The sequence below is a fragment of the Odoribacter sp. N54.MGS-14 genome (assembly GCF_000980295.1).
Classification (GTDB): domain Bacteria; phylum Bacteroidota; class Bacteroidia; order Bacteroidales; family Marinifilaceae; genus Odoribacter; species Odoribacter splanchnicus.
This window is the reverse complement of sequence record NZ_LARL01000015.1, coordinates 25,884-48,251: the sequence shown is the minus strand read 5'-3', so window position 1 is coordinate 48,251 and position 22,368 is coordinate 25,884. Positions and strand designations below refer to the sequence as shown.

The 22,368-nt window shown below is 44.0% G+C and carries 16 protein-coding genes; 1 reads left to right on the top strand and 15 read right to left on the bottom strand.

The window, feature by feature from the left end; all coding sequences use genetic code 11:
• Nucleotides 1-8: 8 nt before the first annotated feature.
• The 3 genes from WS42_RS05205 to WS42_RS15350 are packed head-to-tail and all read right to left on the bottom strand — an operon-like array spanning nt 9 to nt 4,309.
• Nucleotides 9-1,886: an amidophosphoribosyltransferase gene (locus WS42_RS05205; RefSeq protein WP_013611482.1), complete on the bottom strand. Its 1,878-nt coding sequence runs from the start codon at nt 1,884-1,886 to the stop codon at nt 9-11.
• A gap of 20 nt (nt 1,887-1,906) precedes the next feature.
• Nucleotides 1,907-4,099: a glutamine synthetase III family protein gene (locus tag WS42_RS05200; RefSeq protein WP_182321376.1), complete on the bottom strand. Its 2,193-nt coding sequence runs from the start codon at nt 4,097-4,099 to the stop codon at nt 1,907-1,909.
• A gap of 57 nt (nt 4,100-4,156) precedes the next feature.
• On the bottom strand, nt 4,157-4,309 hold the full coding sequence (locus tag WS42_RS15350; protein ID WP_013611484.1) for an NAD+ synthetase: 153 nt from the start codon (nt 4,307-4,309) through the stop codon (nt 4,157-4,159).
• Nucleotides 4,310-5,041: 732 nt separating this feature from the next.
• Here WS42_RS15350 and WS42_RS05195 point away from each other — a divergent pair.
• A complete protein-coding gene (locus tag WS42_RS05195) occupies nt 5,042-5,881 on the top strand; it encodes an alpha/beta hydrolase (protein WP_046403005.1) in 840 nt (279 codons plus the stop codon).
• 710 nt (nt 5,882-6,591) lie between these two features.
• Here the strand turns inward: WS42_RS05195 and WS42_RS05190 are convergent.
• From WS42_RS05190 to WS42_RS05135, 12 genes are all read right to left on the bottom strand, one after another.
• On the bottom strand, nt 6,592-7,293 hold the full coding sequence (locus WS42_RS05190; RefSeq protein ID WP_013611486.1) for a phosphoadenylyl-sulfate reductase: 702 nt from the start codon (nt 7,291-7,293) through the stop codon (nt 6,592-6,594).
• A 74-nt stretch (nt 7,294-7,367) separates the two neighbouring features.
• Nucleotides 7,368-8,198: a phosphate ABC transporter ATP-binding protein gene (locus WS42_RS05185; protein WP_113028748.1), complete on the bottom strand. Its 831-nt coding sequence runs from the start codon at nt 8,196-8,198 to the stop codon at nt 7,368-7,370.
• 90 nt (nt 8,199-8,288) lie between these two features.
• Entirely contained in the window at nt 8,289-9,137 is an 849-nt protein-coding gene (locus tag WS42_RS05180) for a PstA family ABC transporter permease (RefSeq protein ID WP_013611488.1), read from the bottom strand.
• A 16-nt stretch (nt 9,138-9,153) separates the two neighbouring features.
• Nucleotides 9,154-10,080, bottom strand: coding sequence for a phosphate ABC transporter permease subunit PstC (pstC, locus tag WS42_RS05175; RefSeq protein ID WP_013611489.1), 927 nt, complete (start codon nt 10,078-10,080; stop codon nt 9,154-9,156).
• Entirely contained in the window at nt 10,080-11,093 is a 1,014-nt protein-coding gene (locus WS42_RS05170; protein ID WP_013611490.1) for a PstS family phosphate ABC transporter substrate-binding protein, read from the bottom strand. The genes pstC and WS42_RS05170 overlap by 1 nt, the downstream gene beginning before the upstream one ends.
• Nucleotides 11,094-11,440: 347 nt before the next feature.
• The gene (gene rd, locus WS42_RS05165) at nt 11,441-11,605 is read right to left on the bottom strand and encodes a rubredoxin (RefSeq protein ID WP_013611491.1); all 165 of its coding nucleotides are present in this window, start codon (nt 11,603-11,605) and stop codon (nt 11,441-11,443) included.
• A gap of 404 nt (nt 11,606-12,009) precedes the next feature.
• Nucleotides 12,010-13,521, bottom strand: a complete 1,512-nt coding sequence (locus tag WS42_RS05160) for a beta-helix domain-containing protein (RefSeq protein ID WP_013611492.1) — start codon at nt 13,519-13,521, stop codon at nt 12,010-12,012.
• Nucleotides 13,522-13,546: 25 nt separating this feature from the next.
• Nucleotides 13,547-16,372 carry a TonB-dependent receptor gene (locus WS42_RS05155; RefSeq protein ID WP_041557225.1) on the bottom strand — a complete coding sequence of 942 codons (2,826 nt, stop codon included), beginning with the start codon at nt 16,370-16,372 and terminating at the stop codon, nt 13,547-13,549.
• 122 nt (nt 16,373-16,494) lie between these two features.
• Nucleotides 16,495-19,617, bottom strand: coding sequence for an ATP-binding protein (locus tag WS42_RS05150; protein WP_022159699.1), 3,123 nt, complete (start codon nt 19,615-19,617; stop codon nt 16,495-16,497).
• Nucleotides 19,618-19,777: 160 nt separating this feature from the next.
• On the bottom strand, nt 19,778-20,386 hold the full coding sequence (locus tag WS42_RS05145; protein ID WP_013611494.1) for a flavodoxin family protein: 609 nt from the start codon (nt 20,384-20,386) through the stop codon (nt 19,778-19,780).
• 76 nt (nt 20,387-20,462) lie between these two features.
• Nucleotides 20,463-21,311 (bottom strand): TIGR01777 family oxidoreductase, encoded by an 849-nt coding sequence (locus WS42_RS05140; protein WP_022159698.1) that lies wholly within the window; start codon nt 21,309-21,311, stop codon nt 20,463-20,465.
• A 260-nt stretch (nt 21,312-21,571) separates the two neighbouring features.
• Complete coding sequence (locus WS42_RS05135) at nt 21,572-22,360, bottom strand: M48 family metallopeptidase (RefSeq protein WP_046403001.1); 789 nt, start codon at nt 22,358-22,360, stop codon at nt 21,572-21,574.
• Between the last annotated feature and the right edge of the window lie 8 nt (nt 22,361-22,368).

Below are 22,368 nucleotides of genomic sequence, written 5' to 3'. Positions count from 1 at the left end.
AAACGGATTTAGGAATTAAACCTTTTCTCATACCATTCCACAAAAGCCCCGTTCACCAGACGGTTTCCGCCCGGAGTGGGATAATCACCCGAAAAATACCAATCCCCGGAATGATTCGGACAAGCCTGGTGTAAATGATCTATCGTCTGATATACCACAGCTATTTCCGAAGGGCAATTCTCAGGGGTGATCATTTCGGCAATCTTAGCAGAAATCTCTTCGTCTGTAAAAGGAGCATAAATTTCTTTGACATAATTCACGACCTTTTCTTTGGGTAATGCTATCTGAGCCTTACTTTTGGTATACACCTCATCGATCACCCGTTCTAATCTCCTCTCTTTCAGCAAAGCGATAGCAGCATGAAAAGCGATAAACTCTCCCATCTTCGACATATCGATGCCATAACAATCCGGATAACGGATTTGAGGCGAAGAGGAGACAATCACAATCTTTTTGGGTTTCTGCCGGCAAAGGATTTTGATTATACTTTGCCTCAAGGTAGTACCCCGGACAATACTATCGTCGATAACGACGATCGAATCCACCCCTTCCCGTACTGTCCCATAAGTGGTGTCGTACACGTGGGCGGCTAAATCATTCCGGCTATTTCCTTCAGCGATAAAAGTCCTCAGTTTGATATCCTTGATGGCCAACTTCTCGGTCCGGATCTGCCGCGACAGGATTTCCCGGATCTGCGCGCTGCTCAGTTGTCCGTTCCGGGCACAGATCTCTTCACTCTTCTGCCGGTCCAACCAGGCTTCCAAGCCCTGCATCATCCCATAATAAGCGATTTCTGCCGTATTAGGGATAAAAGAAAAGATAGTGTGATCCACATCATATCCGACACTTTTCAAAATATTTTCGGTCAGCAGACGCCCCAGTTCCTTCCGTTCGTTATAAATATCGCAATCACTTCCCCGGGAGAAATAAATCCGTTCAAAAGAACAGGGAGTTACCTCAACGGCCGGATGGATCGTACTTACTTTCATATTACCGTTCCGTTTCACAACGATACTCTGTCCGGGCATCAATTCTTTCACCTCTGTTACCGGCAAATCGAAAACCGTCTGAATAACCGGACGCTCGGAAGCAACGACGATCACCTCATCGCTGGCATAATAAAAAGCAGGCCGGATTCCATGAGGATCCCGGAAAGCGAAAAGATCCCCGCTTCCCAACAAACCGGTAATGACATATCCTCCGTCCCAGCGTGCCGAAGCTTCCTGCAAAATATGTTCGATATCGATATTCTCTTCGATCGCATCGTTCATCGCCTGACCGGCCAGGCCCTCGGCCTTGAATCTCCGGTAGAGGTGTTCCACCTCATAATCCAGTAAATACCCTAATTGCTCCAGTATAATAAAAGTATCCGCATTATGCCGGGGATGTTGTCCCCGTTCCACGATATACTGCAATATTTCGTCCACATTGGTCAGGTTGAAATTTCCGGCCAACGAAAGATTCCGGCTCCGCCAATTATTACGACGCAAAAAAGGATGCAGGTATGAAATCCCCGAACGCCCCGTTGTACTGTAACGCAAATGCCCCATGTACATCTCGCCGATAAAAGGCAACTCCTCGTCGGGCACCTCCGGTTCTATCCTCCGGCATTCGGTAATCGCCCGGTGGACAGCAGAAAAAATATCCTGAATAGCCCCCGTTCCTTCCGCCCTCTCCCGGAAGATATATTCTTCGCCCGGACGGGCATTCAACTTTACCGAAGCCATTCCGGCTCCTTCCTGTCCACGGTTGTGCTGTTTTTCCATCAGCAGGTAAAGCTTATTCATCCCCCAAAAAACATCTCCGTATTTTTTCCGGTAGTATTCCAAAGGTTTCAACAACCTCACCATGGCAATCCCACATTCATGTTTAATTGCGTCACTCATAACATTTCCATTCCTGTTCGTTATCTCAAAAACAAAAGTTCCCGATATTTCGGCAACGTCCACATTTCATTATCGACAATCAATTCCAATTTATCGATATGAGCCCGGATCTCATCGAAGGTCGGGGCTATCCGGTCGTGATAAGCAATCGCTTTTTCCCGTATATCCCCCATCTTATTGATCACTTTCCGGGTTTCCACCATTGCCTCCACCTGGGTCTGAATACAGGTCATATGCCGGGCTATCTTCTCTATCAATTCTAAGTCTTGTTCGGCCAAAACCCTGGCTTTCTCTTTCGGGAAAATCGCCATAAACTTGCTTACCTTATCCAGCAACATACTCTGGTAACGCGAAGCCACCGGTAAGATATGATTCATAGCCAAATCTCCCAATATACGGGCTTCGATCTGTACCTTTTTGGTATATGTCTCCCATTTCACTTCAGCCCGGGCATGCAGTTCCACTTCGTTCAATACACCGGTTTCTCCGAACATCCGGATGTTCTCCTGGGCTAACAGACGGTCGAAGATCAGGGGAACGCTGGTCTCACAATCCAACCCACGCCGGGTAGCTTCAGCCTTCCATTCATCACTATATCCATTCCCCTCGAACCGAATCGGCTTGCATGCCACCGTATACCGTTTTAACACCGTAAAGATAGCATTTTCTTTCGTATGTCCTTCAGCGATGAGTTTATCAATATCAGCTTTAAACTCTTTTAACTGATAAGCCACTGCCGTATTCAAAGTGATCATGGCATCGGCACAATTATCCGAGGAACCGACGGCACGGAATTCGAACCGGTTGCCGGTAAATGCAAACGGTGATGTCCGGTTACGATCGGTCGTATCCCTGAATAGTTCAGGGATATGCGTAATCCCGTCCATCCTGAACCCGGTCTTTTTATCCAACTGAATCGCTTCATCCGATTGGCTGAATTCGATTTTATCCAGAATAGCCGACAACTGAGTCCCCAGGAATACCGACAAAATAGCAGGAGGAGCTTCGTTAGCTCCTAAACGATGGGCATTGCCTGCACTCATCACAGAGGCTTTCAATAAGCCATTCCGTCGATAGACCGCCATCAGGATATTCACCAGAAAGGTGATAAATTGCAGATTCTCTGCAGCAGAACGTCCCGGAGATAACAGATTCACTCCCGTATCGGTACCCAAAGACCAGTTGTTGTGTTTGCCCGAACCGTTGATCCCCTTGAAAGGTTTTTCGTGCAAAAGTACCCGGAAACAATGACGCCTCGCCACCACTTTCATGGTAGACATCAACAACTGATTGTGGTCATTAGCCAGATTGGTCTCTTCGAAAACCGGAGCAAGTTCGAACTGGTTCGGAGCCACCTCATTGTGGCGGGTTTTTACCGGGATTCCCAATTGCTGACATTCGTATTCCAGATCCTTCATAAAAGCAATCACCCGAGTCGGTATAGAACCGAAATAATGATCATCCAGCTGTTGATTTTTAGCACTTTCATGTCCCATCATCGTCCGGCCGGTAAGTACCAGATCAGGACGGGCCGCCCACAGGCTTTCGTCTACCAAAAAATATTCCTGCTCCCATCCCAGATAAGAGAACACTTTTTCCACCTTCGGGTCGAAATACCGGCAAATATCCACAGCCGCACGGTTTACTGCCTCGAGTGCCCTCAAAAGAGGGGCCTTGAAATCCAGGGCCTCCCCCGTATAAGCAATAAAGATAGTCGGTATACAAAGGGTCGTATCGACAATAAAGGCCGGAGAACTAGGATCCCAGGCACTATATCCCCGGGCTTCAAATGTATTGCGAAGACCACCGCTCGGAAAACTGGAAGCATCCGGTTCTTGTTGTATCAGCAACTTTCCTGTGAACTCTTCCAACACTCCTCCTTCGTGATCGGCCTCGATAAAAGCATCGTGTTTCTCCGCAGTTCCTCCCGTCAAGGGTTGAAACCAATGCGTATAATGAGTAGCTCCCATATCCTGAGCCCACTGTTTCATTCCGGCAGCCACACAATCGGCTGTTTCCCGATCCAACGGGCTCCCGTTCTTCATCGTATTCATCAACGTTTCGAAACAAGCTTTCGGCAAATATTTCCGCATTTTGTCCCGATCAAAAACATATTTTCCGAAATACTCTGCCGGACGTTCGGCAGGTGCTTTTACTTCTACGGCTTTTCTTCCGATCGCCTCTTCAACCATTTTAAATCTAAGTGTTGACATAATATTTATTGTTTAGGTGGTTCTTTATCTCTGTATACATCATCGGCCAACGGCATCTTACACCCTTCCCACAGCAGACAGGACCATTTCGCCGGGTAACGCCGGATCTGCACCACTATCCGCAGCCTCGTCAATATAGTCTATGTTCTTACTTTTATTCGAGAGAATATCTCCGACCATAACGTTCAACTGTGATAGTGTAATCTTCATAAGCCTGAAATTTTAAATCAAACGATAAGTGCCGGAAGTCTTTTCCCGGCAGAAGGAAATTGAAAAGTGTCTTTAGCCGTTCCCACAATCTGACATTCCGGGAAAAAAGAGACGATTTGCCGATATTGTTTCAATAAAAACATCTGTTTTCAATATTCAATCTAAAAAAACAAGGGGATATATACGCTACAAAAAGTATTTTTCCAAACCCATTTCTTATTTTCATTAAAACCAAGACAAAAATACATATTTAGAACAATAATCAAATAAAATTTGAATTATTTTTCCACATACCCCCAAAAAAAATACACATATATCAAAATAAAACACAAATAATTCAATACATACCCCCCAATTTTACACACACCTACAATAAAAATAGATTTTACTATAAAATCGATAGTTTCCAAAATAATCAGTAGGATCACTTTAGATTTTAATCTCCAAAACATTCTTTGTATCCGGTATTTTATACCTACCAGAGTTTACGTCAAATGTTGCCCGTAACAGTCGAGGAAGATGAACCTTTACAAGAAATCCATATACAAAATGCAAATTTATGACGAAACTATTGAAAAATAATGACGTATTTGTTACATATCCGCAGGGACAAAATCAAAGAAAAACAAAAAAATATGCAGGAAAATATACAAGAAATAAATATCTTTACAGAGTATTTGCAGCAAGTTTTATATTGTTAATATCCGGTAACAAACCAATAAGTATACCCTTATGAAAAAAATAAGACTGATACAATTATTGTTCCTATCCTTATTTCTGATCGGGACATACCTCCCAACTCAAGCCCAGAAAATAGACACGATCTCGGTTTACAGTACGTCCATGAAAAAACAAATTAAAAATATCATTATCCTGCCTGCCAGCTATACCCAAAATACACAGAAAAAATACCCGGTAGCCTATCTGCTCCACGGTTATGGAGGATGTTACGATACGTGGGCCACCTATACAAAACCCGATCTGGCTCAAATGGCTTCTAATTTCGATATGATCATCGTATGTCCCGACGGCCTGAACAGTTGGTATTGGGATAGCCCCATCAATCCTTCCTACCGCTATGAAACTTATGTGAGCAAAGAGCTGATCAACTATATCGATTCCCAATACCGCACTTATAATAACCGCAAAGGAAGAGCTATCACCGGTTTCAGTATGGGCGGGCACGGTGCTTTATGGCTGGCTTTCCGTCACCCGGATACTTACGGAGCCTGTGGCTCGATAAGTGGAGGTGTCGATATCCGGCCTTTCCCCGAAAATTGGGAAATGAAGCAATTGTTAGGCCCCTATTCAGAGAATCCCCAGCGTTGGAACGAATATACCGTAATCAACCAATTGCCCTACAACAGCAAGTCGGGACCTTTAGCCATCATTATCGATTGCGGATATTACGACTTCTTCTATACCGTAAATCAGAAATTACATGAAAAACTCCGGTATTACAATATTCCCCACGATTTCCTCACCCGTCCGGGCGGACATACACACGAATATTGGAATAATGCAATAGATTATCAACTGCTGTTTTTTTATAAATATTTCCACCCTAATTGACCGAAAATCTTCGATAGATAAAAGGCATTTCAAGCCCGCTAAGCATTTCTATCAGGTAGTGATATACATATTTACAACTTATAAATGTAGGTTTATTTTTTTTCTTTCTATTCCGATTCCGGGTTTTATCCCGTCAGACCGGTTCGCCTGGAACGATCCGCTAAGGCTTTCCTTCACTGACCGGCGGAACTCCTCACTTCGTTCGTCAGACACCACCGGTCGGGCGTTCGGAAAACCTAACCGGCTCCTCGTTCCCGCTCCAATGGTCTTCCGCCATAAAACCCTCCATCTAACGGCAGAGCTAACCGGTAAAGGAAATACAAGCGGAAATTTACGAAAATAGGAAAAACGGACTATCCGGCTTATTTCCAGGGAGAATGATCTTTCTTAAATCAAGACCGGTCTGCAATTCAGTGATAACGTAAGTCGGAGGTGTTCGTGTTTGGGGATCATTGGAGCTCTGGCGAGTGTCGTCTTGCTTTTTCTGAACGCCCGACCGGTGGTGTCTGACGAACGAAGTGAGGAGTTCCGCCGGTCAGTGAAAGAAAAAGTTAGACGACCGACAGAAGCGACCGGGTCCCCAAACACGATCACCGAAGACGAATAAATAACAAAATAAACCTACATTTAGGGTAAACATGTATATAAGCACCTTTCATTATTAGGTCCGGTAGAAAATTTTCCGACCATCAAGGCAACGAGAAATCCGGTCATTTATGTAATCCACATTCTTTGTGTTCAGGCGACTCCCACCACCAACGTCCGGCCCGGATATCTTCGCCGGGCTTAACAGCCCGGGTACAGGGCTGACAACCGATACTCGGAAATCCCTGATCATGCAATTTATTATAAGGTACGCCGTGCTCACGGATATACTCCCATACCTCGGTTTCTGTCCAATCGATCAAAGGATTCACTTTTATCAATCCGTTCATCCCGTCCCACTCTACCAACTGATTTCCTGTACGGGTAACCGATTGTTCGTGCCGCAATCCGCAAATCCACACTTTCATTCCCTGGAAAGCACGTTTCAGAGGTTCCAGTTTACGGATATGACAACATAACCTCCTGTATTCAATGCTATCGTAAAACAAATTCACCCCATGTTCCGCCACCATTTTTTCCACTTCGTGATAGTCCGGGAAAAATACCTGAATCCGGATTCCATATGTCATATTTGTCCGCCCGATCAGACTATATGTTTCAGGAAACAACCGCCCGGTGTCCAAAGTAAAAATACGGGTAGTCGCATCGATCCCGCAAATCATAGCAGTCAACACCTGGTCTTCAATCCCCAGACTCGACGCCAGAGCAATATGTCCCTGGTATTTTTCCAAAAAATAATCCAATACCTCTTCCGCCTTCTTGCCTTTCAGCTGCTCATTCAACCGTATTACATCCTCTTTCATCATATCCCAATCGATTTTTACTTTCCTTCCCAGCTCCAAGCCCTTAGCTTATAGCTTTTTCCCACTTTTTACTTTTTCTAACTAAATACCCCGGCCAAATATTTCTGTGTCAACTCCTTTTGTGGATTTTTAAAGATTTGTTCTGCCGGTCCGGCCTCGATGATCTCTCCCATATACATAAAGATCACATAATCGGCAATTCGTAAGGCCTGACGCAACGTATGCGTCACCAATACGATAGCATATTCCTCTTTAAGTTTTAAAAACAGATCCTCGATGGTTTTACTCGATATAGGATCCAAAGCCGAAGTCGCTTCATCTGCCAGGATAAACTGGGGTTCGACAGCCAATCCCCGGGCCAGACAGAGGCGTTGTTGCTGTCCGATAGACATCCGACCTGCCGGAGTATGCAAACGATCTTTCACCTCTTCCCATAATCCCACGGCCTGCAGGTAATGGCGTACGATCATATTCAGCTTCTTCCGGTTACGTATACCATGAATCCGGCAACCGTAAGCGATATTATCATAAACAGACATCGGTAACGGACAGGGACGTTGCGACAACAACCCCATCTTACGCCGTATATGTGTAATCTCTACTCCCGGAGCATACAATTCTTCTCCGTCTACCAACACACTACCTGAAATATGAACCTCTTCATTCGTATCCAGCAGACGGTTCAAGCTCTTCAGTAAAGTCGACTTTCCACAACCCGAAGGACCGATAATACAGGTAATCTTCCGATCCGGAATAACTGCCGACACCTCTTTCAGGATATGATTGTGCTGGATAGTGACATTCAAATGGTCTACGACAATGTTCGATCTCTTGGAATCATCGGTACAAAATTTCTGATTCGGACGAAAAAAACCTTTTTTCAATTCTGTTTCATTCAAATCGGACATATTATACCATTTGCTTTTCTTACCTAAAAACGGAATATTCATATATAGCTACCAGATTACTAAGTTACTCAATTAGTTTAATCACGATGATTACTGAATTTTATTCCTGGAGAAACGGTTCGTAATAATCCGTCCCAGAATACTCAATATCAAAACAATAATAGTCAATATCAAAGCGGCGGCATACGCCCTTTCCTGAACTGCGGGTATAGGGCTGCTCAGCTGAAAAAATACGGCCAGAGGCAAAGTGGCTGCCGGCTGTCCCAGGGAAGTCGGGATATTATCCGTATACCCGGCAGTGAACAACACCGCAGCAGCATCTCCGATCGCCCGGCCGATAGACAACAAAGTAGCTGTAGCGATACCCGGAGCGATCTGCCGGACAACCACTTTGATCGTTTCGTAACGCGTAGCTCCCAGGGAATAAGAAGCATTCAGCATATCCTGCGGCAATTCCCGGGCAATCTCATCCATCGAACGGATAAAAATCGGAATGATCAATAGCGTTATGACAATAATACCACCGGCCAAAGAGGTCTTCAACCCCAAATAGATCATGATGGTAAAAGCAAAAGCCCCGTATACGATCGAAGGGATTCCGAAAAGCACATCATACGCCAGTCGGGCGAACGAACCCCGTTTCGAATTTTTTTTCAGATATACATTCAGATAAAACACGACAGGAATACTCACCGCCAGACCCAATACCGTAGAAGCTCCCACAATATACAACGAACCGACGATAGCATTCAGCAACCCTCCTTCTTTGCCGATGTAAAACCCGCCTCCCGGCAAAGAGGAAATCATTTCCCAATTCATGGCTCCCCAGCCGTTTTTGACGATGGTATATAAAATACTGCCTACAAACAAAAATACCAGTAATGTTGTCACCAACATCACCACTTTCATAGCCTTCTCTTCAATAAATTTCAATTTCATGACATCGGTTTTTCGATCATACCAAATTCCGTTCCAGCTTTCTAAGGATCAGGCGGGAAGCGATATTAAAGACAAATACGACCACAAACAAAATCAAAGCGGCAAACATCAATGCCGATTCATAAAGCGGCAATGACAACATTTCCCCGTAGTTATTGGCGATCAATGCCGGCAACGGATAACAACCGTCGAATAACGAGTCGGGAAGTTGTACAATATTTCCACACACCATCAACACGGCGATCGTCTCCCCCATAGCCCTCGAAATAGCCAGGGTCACCGAAGCTACTATCCCCGGGAAAGTCTTCTTCAGCAATACATATTTCGTCGTCTGCCAACGGGTTGCTCCCAAGGATAAGGAAGCTTCCCGGTATTCCTTAGGAACAGAAGAAAATAATTCCACAAACAAACTGATCAGCAAAGGCAGGATCATGATCCCCAATACAATACCGGCAGCCAGTGTGGAATAACCTGTAGAATATTCCACAAAGTGTGGAGCCAACCGATCGGAAATCCAGGGGACTACGACTAAAATACCCCACACTCCATAGACGACCGAAGGCAGACCGGCCAAAATATCGAGAGCCGGAAACACCACCCTTTTCACCCAACTCTTAGAATTTTCCGTCAGGAAAATAGCGGTAAATAACGAAACCGGTAAAGTCCAAAGGATAGCGATAGCCGTCACCCAAAGGGTACCCATAATAAACGGCAGGAAACCGAAATCCCCGCGCATCGGTTTCCATTTCGCTCCACTAAGTAACTCCCACAGGGATTTGTCGTGTAAAATAGGCAAAGATTTCAGCACCAGACCAATACCGATCAGCACGACCAACAACACAGACACTAACGTAAAAGTCAACATCATTGATCCGGCCATCTTATCTTTGATCAGGCGGATCCTGGAAGTTTTTTGTACAATCTTATCTTCTTCCTCCATCATTATTCCTGCAATTTGAATAATTCTTCTTCCAATATATCGGATGAAAGCCCGATATATCCCACTTCAGGAGCATATTGCTGCCCATCTGTCAAAATAAATTCGAGAAAAGCAAGCACTTCCGGTTTCATCGGTTTTCCATTCGAAACCAAAAACAGGTTCCGGGCCGGTGGGCTGGGATATTTCCCTTCTGCAATAGCAGCATTCAATTCTGTACTAGTGGCATAAAAATCTTCTTCCGGATCGATCTTTCCATTGCCGTTCAAATCCAAGGGAATCACTGCGATATGCCGATAAGGCTTTTTAGAATTGATATCGTAAGCATAGGCAATATTATTAAATCCGATCCCTACTTTGTCACGTTGCACCACAGAAGTGACTCCGGGATCTCCGAATACAGCGGTTCCTTCCAGATCCTCTTGTTTGGCTCCTAACCAGGCAGCAAAAGTTTCTGCAGCACCGCAAGCATCCGAGCGGGTATACACATGTACCGGTATCGTACTGCCCGTCCCCAGCACATCGCCCCAGGTCCGGGCTGTGGTATGAATCCACAGATCCTGAGCCACCTGTTGCTTTAAACCGGTCGCTAATATCTGATCGATCAAAGGATTATTCGAATTAATAGTAGGTACGACGGCATCCTTCACCACCGCTATCGGGAAAGCCCCTTTTTCCAGTTCCTGCGGATAAATATCCCGGGAGACCATTCCAAGGTCTACCACCTTAGCCAAAGCATCGGTAATTCCTTTACCAGCCCCACCGGCAGAAATATCGATCCTCACTTTAGGATGGATCTTACGAAACTCTTCCGCCCATTTCACAGCCATAGGATAAAGAGCAAAAGCTCCGGATAATTGAATCTCACCTTGCAACTCCCGACGTAATTCCCGCCTGTATCTCAATCGTTTAATCCATCCCTGTCTTTTCTCCTGTGCCTGTAATTCATCTGCAACTCCGGCAACCAATACAACAGATAAAGACAAAACTGCAAAAACTACACGTATATTCCGCATCATATTTTATTTAAAATACCAAATCTTCAACAATTTATATGCCAAACCACTATTATTCATTTACTTGGCATATTTATCGAAAAGCTATGCAAAGCTATTCATATTCTGTTAAATAACAATACCTATCCAACGCTATTTTAATAAGCTTTTTTACTTATTTCACACAAAAATAGCTCCCTTTCGGGGAGCTATATCCATGTATTATTTCTAACACATTCAATGAGGGATTGCCGACCTCTTGTATCTTTATGACTTTAACCGCCAAACAACCAGGTTACTAAATTTGAAATAACATGAAATAAAAACTATTTCAAGCCACAAAGTAAACACTATTTATTTACAATCCAAAATTATTCTTCATAGGGTTCGAATTCATCTTTACCGACCCCACACAACGGACAGACCCAATCATCAGGCAAATCTTCGAAAGCTGTTCCCGGTTCGATACCAGCATCCGGATCACCTTGTACCGGATCATAAACGTAATCACATACAGTGCAAATGTACTTTTTCATGGTTCTATGATTTAGTGATAAAACTATATTTCCTATATTATACGATCTATCGGTTAAAAAGATATATTTTGTCGTCTAACATCATACAAATATGCAAATTTCAATTGAAGAAAAACACAAAAAACGAAAAAGTTTCGAGCCTCACGGCGGGAAACTTTTCACTACTAACTAACCTAATACAAACTTATGAAAAAAAAATGTCTTCTAAATCTTAACGCCACAAAAGTAAGCTTGCAATATGACAAGTTCGTGACAAACTCATGACGTTACTGTTAAATGTTAAAACAAAAAGGATGCCGCAAAAGCATCCTTTTTTCAATTTCGCCGAAATATTACTACTTATTCACATCATTTACAAATTGTAAATCTACGGGAGTAAATTCGCCTGCAATTTTAACAATTCATTAATAAGAGGTATGTTGCGGATCAAAATTCGTCCAACCGCTCATCCAATTGTCCGCCTCCTTGTCACTGGCAAAAGCACCGATATAAGACACTTTGTCAAAACCACTGCTCAGCAAAACATCGGTAAAATCGGCAGCTCCCAGTAACGGACTTCCAGTCAGAGGGCCGTAATTCGGAGAAGCTGCCATACTATTGGGTTGGCTCAACTTCAGATCGGCAATAGCCGGATAAGCGACATTCCCCGTAGCTGTATTAAAATAAGTCTCAGAAAATGCCGTCTGTGTAGCATCGATATTCGTACCGTCCGTACACAAACCTCCTTGCAGGCTCTTATTTTTATCACTTCCTAAAATTCCCATTCCTGCAAAAACGATATGATTCAGTTTAAAAACCTCGTTTTTAGCTGCCTCCTGAGTCTGAGAACCTTTATCGTTCTCGATCAAAAGTCCGACCGGATACCCCATAGCGACCGAATTAAAACAACTCAGATGAGAGTTGCGGCGAATTTGTATCGCAGCCTGGAATTGCCCTAACCGTGAACCGTTATTGGGGTTCAGGCCATTTCCTTTGATATACTCTGTGGTATTTTGAAAAGCAGGATCCTGCCCGACCGGTCCGACAAAAGTCACATTACTGAAAACTGTTTTTGTAAAAGGTTCCTGAGTCGTTCCATTTCCATTATTATCACTCTCGAAACCATTGGAAATAGACTGATCGGCAATACCCGGATTCCGTACTCCCAGACAAAACTGCACTTTCCCTGAAAAACCGTTATCGGTATCGAAATCATCATCCCATCCGTGATAGGCCACCAGATATTTACAATTTACCGATCCGCCGAACCATTCGAAGGAATCATCGTTCGAATAAGACACCTGTACATGGTCGACCTGCGTCCCCGATCCGACACTTCCGAAAGTCACCCCGTTGATTTCCTGGTCCGTATCAAAAGGATTACCTGCAAATTCGACCCGCACATAACTCAATACTCCTGAATTATCCGCATTGTCATTTCCTCCGTGCTCGGTACGCAATCCTCCTTCAATAGTCATTTTTCCCTGATTATTCACCGCTTTTCCGCACAGGATAATACCTCCCCAATCTCCGGGTTTACGCGAACCGACAGGTTCGTTGGAAGTAAACACAATAGGAGCATCCTGTCTACCCCTGGCAATCAGTTTACCTCCAGGCTCGGCAATAATCGCTGCTTTGGTGGCTTTATCCCCTTTTATGACCGTACCTGCTTCTATTTCGAGCGACGAACCATCGGTAATATACAACCACCCTTTCATCACATATACTCCCTTGGGCAACTTATAGTTTCCGTTTATCTCCATCTCATCCGCCCCATTGCCCAGCTGAGTACCGTTTTCAAACAGAATATCACTCAGATTATCTCCATCATCATCGCCGTTATCCCCATTACCGCCGTTATCATCACTACAAGCAGTAATTCCAAGGGTTAAGACAAGCATTAAAAGCATCTGCCATTTCTTCAAAATTGTTTTCATAACGATTAAAATTAACTTTTATAGATTACAAATGAATACTCACACTTAAGGTAAAGGATCTCCCCGGTGCAAAACGCTTTGTGGTTTGTTCCCTTTCCACGATCTGTCCATTCGCGTCTTCAAACCTGGGAAATTGTTTAAACACAGCATCCTGCCCGATGACGTCCTTCGCATTTAGTTTCACCTCTACTTGTTTTCCGAACTTTTTGCTCAATACAATATCGAGTGCATCATGAGGCATTTCGTACATATCCGGGATATCGTTATTGATAGATCCTCCCACACTCATATCCGACCGCCCGATTCCGACAATCCTTTTTCCTATCCGGTTATAAAGCACTCCGGCCATCACGCCTGCTTTTTCCGTCTGGTAAAACAACCCTGCATTCACCAGGTAAGGCGATTGGCCCTGCATCGGCCGGTCATGCTCCAGGCTATTCTCACTATCGAAAGAAACTTTACTCTTTATCCACGACCCATTCAGGTTCAACATAAAATTCCGCAAACCGATAAATTCCAAATCTTTACGAATATCTACCTCCACACCATAATTCCGGGCTTTATCGGCATTTTCAAAAGTATAGGTATAACTTCCGCCACCATCCCGGAAAGTCCATTCGATCGGATGCCGGAAATGCTTGTAAAACAAAGCTACAGATACCGATTCGCCACTAGCCGGATACCATTCGTAACGTAAATCCAGATTATGAATATAGGCCGGTTTCAAATCCGGATTTCCTTTTACATCACTGAACAATTCGAAATCTTCGTACACAGACGACGAAACTTCCCGAAATTCCTGCCGGTTCACCGACTTACCGTAAGCAAAACGGATCAATTGTTTATCTGTCAGATTATAACTGACATTCACAGAAGGGAAAAAATCGGTATTGTCAAAGTCAGTGTCTTTAGAAATCCAGGCATTCGAACTGATATAATTGGTCAGTGTCATATTCCTGTTTTCCAGCCGTACCCCTGCATAAACATTAAAACGCTGCCAGGGGATATTCAAAGCCAGATAAGCCGCATACAACAGATTATTCCCTTTATAACTATTTTTATTATCCGTATCATCATAGAGATAAAGCTTGTCAGCTCCGAAATTTTCTGCCTGCAAAATATTTTCCACCACCGGCTCATAAGCGAATCCTGCAGGCATATGATCTTCATAAAACCGGTAATAATAGGCCCGGTTTTTATAATCTCTCTTACAATACTCTCCATATACCCCCGCTTTCAGGGTCGGCGTAAATCCTCCGCTTTCATTGAAAAGATAATTGTAATTCGCACCGAAAGATACAATGTGTTCATCCAAACGCAGGAAATCCCTATAGATATCGTTTTGGTCGATCCTCATTTTTCCATAGTTCACATCCCCTACGATATCGTTTTGCTGACGCTCGATAATCCGCCTGTCCGGCTGGTTTTTATTTGCATACGAATAACCCAGATTCCAATCCAGTGTCCCTGCCGGCAAATCGTGGACTCCCGAAAATTGCCCACAATAGGTACTTCGGCTGCCATAAATATATTCTGCTTTTTCCTGAATATATAAAGAGCTGATATTCTGCCAACCACGACGTTCGGTATATCGGTTACTTCCCAATTGGTTAAAAATATTCCGGAAATAAAAACGGCTTTTACTCCCCGTAAAGGCCAGATTCAGCATCGCCCCCAACCTGGCGTTCCGGGTATATTGGTTATCGGTATATTTATACTGATAAATCGGCTCATCCTTTACTTTGTTATACACACCGAAACGGGAGTTTTCCATGCCGATATAACTTTTACCGGTATTGCTATAATTCAAGGCTCCGGTTAAAGCCAGTTTCCTGTCTTCTCCTCCCTTGAACACCTGGCCGAACATGAAAGAGAAACGCTGGTCGGGAAAGGGCTTTTTATGCCTCACTTTCCAATCATTGTTAAACCCCTGTTTTGTCATCTCTTCCACCGAAGCCGCATCTTCATTATCGAACACTCCTTTTATCCCCCCTTTTACCATTCGCATCCCATTGTCAAATCCAAGCCAATCGGTTGCACTTCCCTTATTGTATTTGAAATTCCTGAAATGAGTCCGATCATTCACACTAACCCCATAACTCAGCATATATTGATTTTTTTCAGGAGTATCTTTCGTACTGATTTTGATAAAACCTCCGGTAAAATCGGCCGGAATCTCCGGAGAAGGCGACTTCATGATCATAATATTCTCGATCTGGGCACTAGGAACGATATCGAAAGAAAAAGCCCTCGAATCCGCCTCCGAACTAGGAACAGCACTATTATTGATCCATACATTATTGTATCGCTGGGATAATCCCCGGGCAATAACGAACTTATCGTCGATAATCGATATTCCCGGAATACGTTTTACAACCTCCGAAGCATCCCGATCCTGGCTTTTGGTGATCAGCTGACTGGAAACCGCACTCATCACTACAGGCGAAGCCTTAACAGCATTCACCATGGCCACCTCGCTGTTCATCTTACGGACAGCCCGCACAGTCACTTCCTCCAATGCTTCGGTAGCAGCTTCCAGCACGATCTTCAGTTCCACGGTACGATCGTCCGTTATTTCAACCCCTTCCACCTTCAAAGTAGTATAAGACAGACAAGAAACATGTAGGTTATATTTCCCTGCCGGTATCCCGGAAATCGAAAAGCTACCATCCAGATCGGTAGCAGCCCCTTTCAGCGTCTGCTCGAGCATAACAGCAGCACCGATCACCGGTTCCCCACTGTTTTTATCCAATACTGTCCCTTTTATAATCCCTTCAGCTTTCAACAATGCTGTGGGACAGGCCAACCCGATAAAACCAAACAAACAGACCTTAAAAAACACACTTGACATCCAATTCATCATTTGCAATATTATATCTTAAATTCCATTGCAAAGATGAAAAGAGGATGTTACAGACTTGTAACGAAGCTGTTAAGTAAAAATGAATAGAAAAACAGGATTTTTCCGATTGGTCACATAAAAACGACATGCCGTTGTAGTATCGAAGTAATCTTCGTCCGTAGCTGACCGGCATTTATAGGCTTAGACATATAGGCATTAAAACCGTTTTCCATAGCCTTCTGTTCATCCGATGCATAAGCAAAAGCAGTCACCGCAATAATCGGCACTTGCAAAGAGAACTTCCGGATCTCACGGGTGGCTTCATAACCGTCCATCACCGGCATATTGATATCCATCAAAATCAACTGCGGTTCGTATTCCCGGTATAACTCAATAGCTTCCTTCCCGTTCCAAGCATGCAAAAGATGGTAATCCTTTCCCAATATCGATTCGATCAGTTTAAAATTACTCCCGTTATCCTCAGCCACCAAAATAGTCAGGGTCTTTTGTTCGATCCGCATAGGCTCGATCTTTTTTTCCGCCTGAAATTTTTCTGCCGGAGCAATAAAAGGCAGGGTAAACCAAAATGTCGCCCCTTCACCGGTTTCTGACTGTAAGCCGATTTCTCCCCCCATATGCTCTACCAACATTTGGCAAATCGAAAGCCCGAGGCCTGTCCCCTGAGCAAAGCTGTTCAGCTTGACAAAACGTCCGAAAACAGCATCCTGCTTATCCCGGGGTATCCCACAACCGGTATCCCTGACGTAAAAATACAACTGCCCACTCTCCCACAGTTGATAGCCGAAGCGGATACTTCCCTCTTCTGTAAACTTAATGGCATTGGTCACCAGATTGATGATCAGTTGGGACAAGCGGTTTCGTTCCAAATGGACATAACATTCCTGTAAGCCGGGTTCGAAACAAAGTTGCACTTCTTTGGCCGGATCTAATTTTAAACGCAGGGAATTTTCCAGTTCGTCCATCACTTTATTCAGCTCAAAATCAGAATAAACAAACTCCATCGTTCCTGCTTCGATCTTTGATAGGTCCAAAATATCACTGATCAGTTGCAACAACAAAGCATTGTTGTTCTCGATGATACTCACATACTCTTGTTTTTCCTGTCCCTCTTCAGCAGAAGCCAAAATTCCTGAAAAACCGACAATGGCATTCAATGGAGTCCGGATCTCATGACTCATATTGGCCAGGAAGGTCGATTTCAAACGGTTCGATTCCTCTGCCCGTTCCTTAGCCGACAATAATTCGGCTTCTATTCTTTTCCGCTCGGTAATGATCAGCGAAGAGCCAACCAAAGTCAGAGGCTTCCCATATTCATCACGGGTTTCGACTGCCGCCTGAGCTTCAACCCAATCTATCCGGTAATGGTCATTCACTTTGTCGATCACCCGGTATTCCTCTTTCACTTTTGCAATACGCCCTTCGATCAGGTCGGCATAAGCTTTCTTCACTTTCTCCAGATCTTCCTTATGGATTTTTGAAAAATATTGCCAGTCCGGCACAAAAAGTTGCTCTTCATCCACCTCCGTCTCCTCCCTGCTTAATTCGATTGGCCGGTTGACATCACAGAGAATCGTATGAGCCTGTAAATCCCACTTCCAGGGCACAATATTCGCAACATCCAATGCCATGGAAAGCTTTTGGTTGGTCAAGCCCAACTGTTTCTGGGCATGATGAAGCTCCGTACTATCCACGCAGAATATATCTACCCCATGGCCGTCTTCTGTGACATTTACTACGACGTCGTAAAAAATATCGATTTTTTTATAGTAATAGGGGAAAGTCACCGACCGTTTCTCCCAAAGAGCTATATTCACAAAATGCAGAAATTCCGGCATCGACTCCGGAAAGACCTCACTCCCCAGTTTCCCGATAATCTCTTCCCGTTTGAAAAAATTATTTTCAAAATAACGATTTATATCTAAATATCTCGTATCGACAACCTTTCCTTCTGCATCCTTAATCAGCTCTTCATGCATATAAAGGATCGGCATATTATCGATCAGATCCAAGTACCTCTCATTGGCCTGCAATTCTCTGCGTTGTATCATTTTTATCTTTTCCAGTACCCGCAAACGATGATATTGGAAAATTAGCAATACCCCCACTAAAAGAAAACCGATCCCGATCAGTATATACTTATATTTCTCCCAAAAGGTAGGCGGCATATTGTAAAAAACAGTTCCCGGCGGACACAACTCAGGATCGAGGTTACGCTGCAACAACGATTGATAATTAAACACAGGCGTCCCTTTCGGGCCATAGTAAAAAGGGATATCACGTGCCTGACGCCCACCGATAATCTCCCTGATCGTTTCGCAAAGATGAGCGACATAATCTGTTTTATTATAAATAAAACCTCCGATAATTCCTCCTTCCTCTTCGATTCCGACATTCTTAAAAGAAAACAACGGCACCGAAGAAGTGGCTATAATCCGATGGCTGTTAGCATACAACACGGTATTGCCGGCATAAACTCTTTTTTGAAACCAGGATGAAAATAAAATACCCGTTGTCCGGACATCTATCTGATTTAAAATAGTGAAAAGACTATCGATACCGATATCCCTGGAACATAGAAAACGGTATTTCAATTCAGGATATCCGGACTCCATCAAATGTTTCAGATCATAATCATTCTGCTGACAAATATAAGTTTCATCACCGATATACAATACTTCCTTCATACCGGGAATCAACCGTTTCATCAAATCCAGGTTTTCTTCGAAATAGACCTGGATCGGCATAGAGGTCATATTATATTTACCCTGCCAAGCGGTCAAGGGCATACGCTCTTCCGGAGTCAGCGGTTGTTTTTTCAACACCATATCCTTATTTCCGGCATAATCCCGCTCTCCACACAATATGATCGGGATATCCGGCCACTGACGATCCAAATCCTCACACAGAATAAAACTGGCTGTCCCCAATAATACAATCAGTTTCGGAGGACGGGTCTCAAAATCCTTAAAAATATTTTTCTCAAATGCAGCCAATTCCTCTTCACCATCCATCATCAACATATTCATATGCTCGGTATATACCCCCAATTTTTCATCTTGTGAAGCCATACTGACAATCGGATAAATCATGCTGTTACTCCAAGGAGTCGACTCCGTATAAGTATTGATTATCAAGACATAGTTAACATCTCCCTCAACATTTTTACCACACAAGGTATGCACACAACACAAAAGGCAGGCAATCCAACATGCCGTCCTGTAAATATTTTTCATAAAAATTTTAAATTTTCACCCTATTTTATATATCAGGATGCGTAAAAGTAAGGAGAAATAACCATACAGGCAAGAAAATACCCCAATATAAAAGTCCGGATACTTTAAAAAACAAGGACTTAAATGCTCGTCTTTCAAGTTACCCGAGGATTTAAAATTTTCATCGTATAAAATTAGTCATGACCCGAAGTTCCGGTTCCGGCCGTTCTTCCCGTTTCACTCCTTTCAGCAACCAAGCCATATTCCGGCCCAGCATACGCATAGTCTGAAGTCCTTCGGCATCCTCTGTTGCTTCTCCGGGCCGCATCCCATGAACGCTATTCCAGTATTGCGAAGAAACTACCGGCATATTCAGGATAGTAAAATATTTGTTCAACCGGTCGAAAGTGGCACTCGCCCCACCCCGGCGACAAACAGCCACCGAAGCTCCGGCTTTGTAAGCCAACAATTCCGAACAGGAATAAAACACCCGGTCGAGCAATGCACAGAGCGCCCCGTTCGGACCGGCATAATATACCGGCGAACCAACGACGATACCATCTGCTTCCTGCAATGCTTCTCTGACCTGATTATAAAGGGTGTCCTGAAATACACAATGTCCCAACTCTGCACACTTATTACAAGCAATACACCCTTGCACCGCTTTTATCCCAAGTTGGATTATCTCCGTTTGTACACCTTCTTTTTCAAGTGCCCCCGCTACTTCCGAAAGGGCGATAAACGTATTCCCTTTCCGGTGAGGACTTCCATTTATTAAGACGACTTTCATGGCTATTCATTTTTATACCTGCAACAAAATTAAAAAAGAATCATCGGTCTCTCCCATTTCAACCGAGATATTTACTCTATATACGCTTAAAAAAAGCCTCTACAGTAGGTGCCTGAAACTGAAATTCCTTTTCCAGCAAACGGGTAGGTTTCACACATTGGCCCTCGGTCAGCAAAACAGCCCCCTCCCCATAAAACAATCGAAAAAAAACAGTCGGGAGTTTTACGGTTAATCGGGCATGATACCGTCGGGCCAAAGCAGCGGTAAAAGCAGCGTTAGTCGTCTGCTCCGGCGTCACAAAATTAAAAACCCCACTCCATCCGGGCTGGTCGATCACAAATCCCATTGCCCCGATCAAATCAGTTAGAGCAATCCAGGTAAAAGGTTGATTCCCGGACCCGATCACCGTTGCCAATCTACTCTGCAAAGGACGGATAAGTTGCAGAAAAGCCCCACCCTCAGGGGATAATACCACCCCAAAACGCGTAATGATCAATCTGGCCGACTTCCGGATCAGTCCAGCCTCTGCTTCCCAAGCCCTACACAATCCGGCCAAAAAACCATCGCTTTTCACATGACTATATTCATCGTAACAGCCCCGGGAAGGGTAATATCCTACCGCCGAAGCCGAAATAAAAAGCCGAACCCGGACAGTCCGGTTAATCGCATCGACCAGCATACGTGTAGGAATGATCCGGCTATCGTACAATTCCTGTTTATATGCCGTCGTCCAACGATGATTGACAGGGGCTCCTGCCAAATTAATAACGACATCCATTCCTTCCATCAACTTTGCCAAATGATCGGCATTTCCCCGACCGAACCATTTCCGTCCAAGTCCTGTCACTTCATGCCCCTGTCCCGATAAATAACGGGTTAAATGTGTACCGATAAAACCGGTCGCTCCACTAATTGCAATTTTCATCTGCTTGTTTTTCTGAGTTGAACGGAAATAACTCAGTAAAGTTTTTGAACAATCGTTATTCCGCAACTACAACCTCAAAAGAAATAAACAGACGAAAATATTTTTTATATTTTATCCATATGACCAACCTTGAAACACGCAAACCATCACAGTTCGTAACGGTATCTCCCGGAACAACAACAAAAGATCTTCGGGCACTTCATCAAACTCAATCATTTCTCACGCCACACCAGCCCCGGCCCCGCCGTTAGTCAGGGATTCTATTTATTCAGATAAGCATCCGCTTTCTCTTTCATCCGGGACGCCCGTTTGGCACTATCGGGATGACTAGAAAACATCTGCTGAAATTTAGATGCCTTTTGTCCCTCGGACAAATTATTCAACTTCTCCAGTGCATTAGCCATCCCATAAGGATCGAAACCATGTTTGATACAAAATTCAAACCCATATTCATCGGCTTCAGTTTCTTGTTTTTGTGAAAATTGAGCATTCGACAAGGCTTGGGCAATCTCCCCCAGTTGTGAATCGGTCAATTTTTCCAATACTCCTCCTGCAGCTCCTGCCGCGCTCTTTGCAGCAGCAGCCAAATAGGCATTTTTCATGGCATCCTTGCTGTCGGTATGTACGACATGACCGATTTCATGACCGATAACTGCCATCAGTTCGTCGTCATCCATCAGGTCCATCAAGGCCGAAAATACCCGAATACTCCCGTCTCCGCAAGCAAACGCATTGATATCCACCACCTCATATACCTTATAGTTCAATTTCAAACCTTCTACCTCCCCTACTTTTTTCATCAGCGAATCCAAACGTTTAGAATAAGCCGATCCGGGGTCTGAAACCGGATTTTGCTCATCCATCCATTTCACCGACTCACGGCACAAAGCAGCTACATCCTCATCCGACAAGGTAATGGCAGAAGCCACTTCCGAAGCCGCATTCAACACTTTCTTCGTATTGATCGTACGGTTTCCGATTTTTATCTGAGCCTGTCCCCAGCTCACACTTCCGGCCAACACCAGAACCACTAACATCCATTTTTTCATTTCCTTCC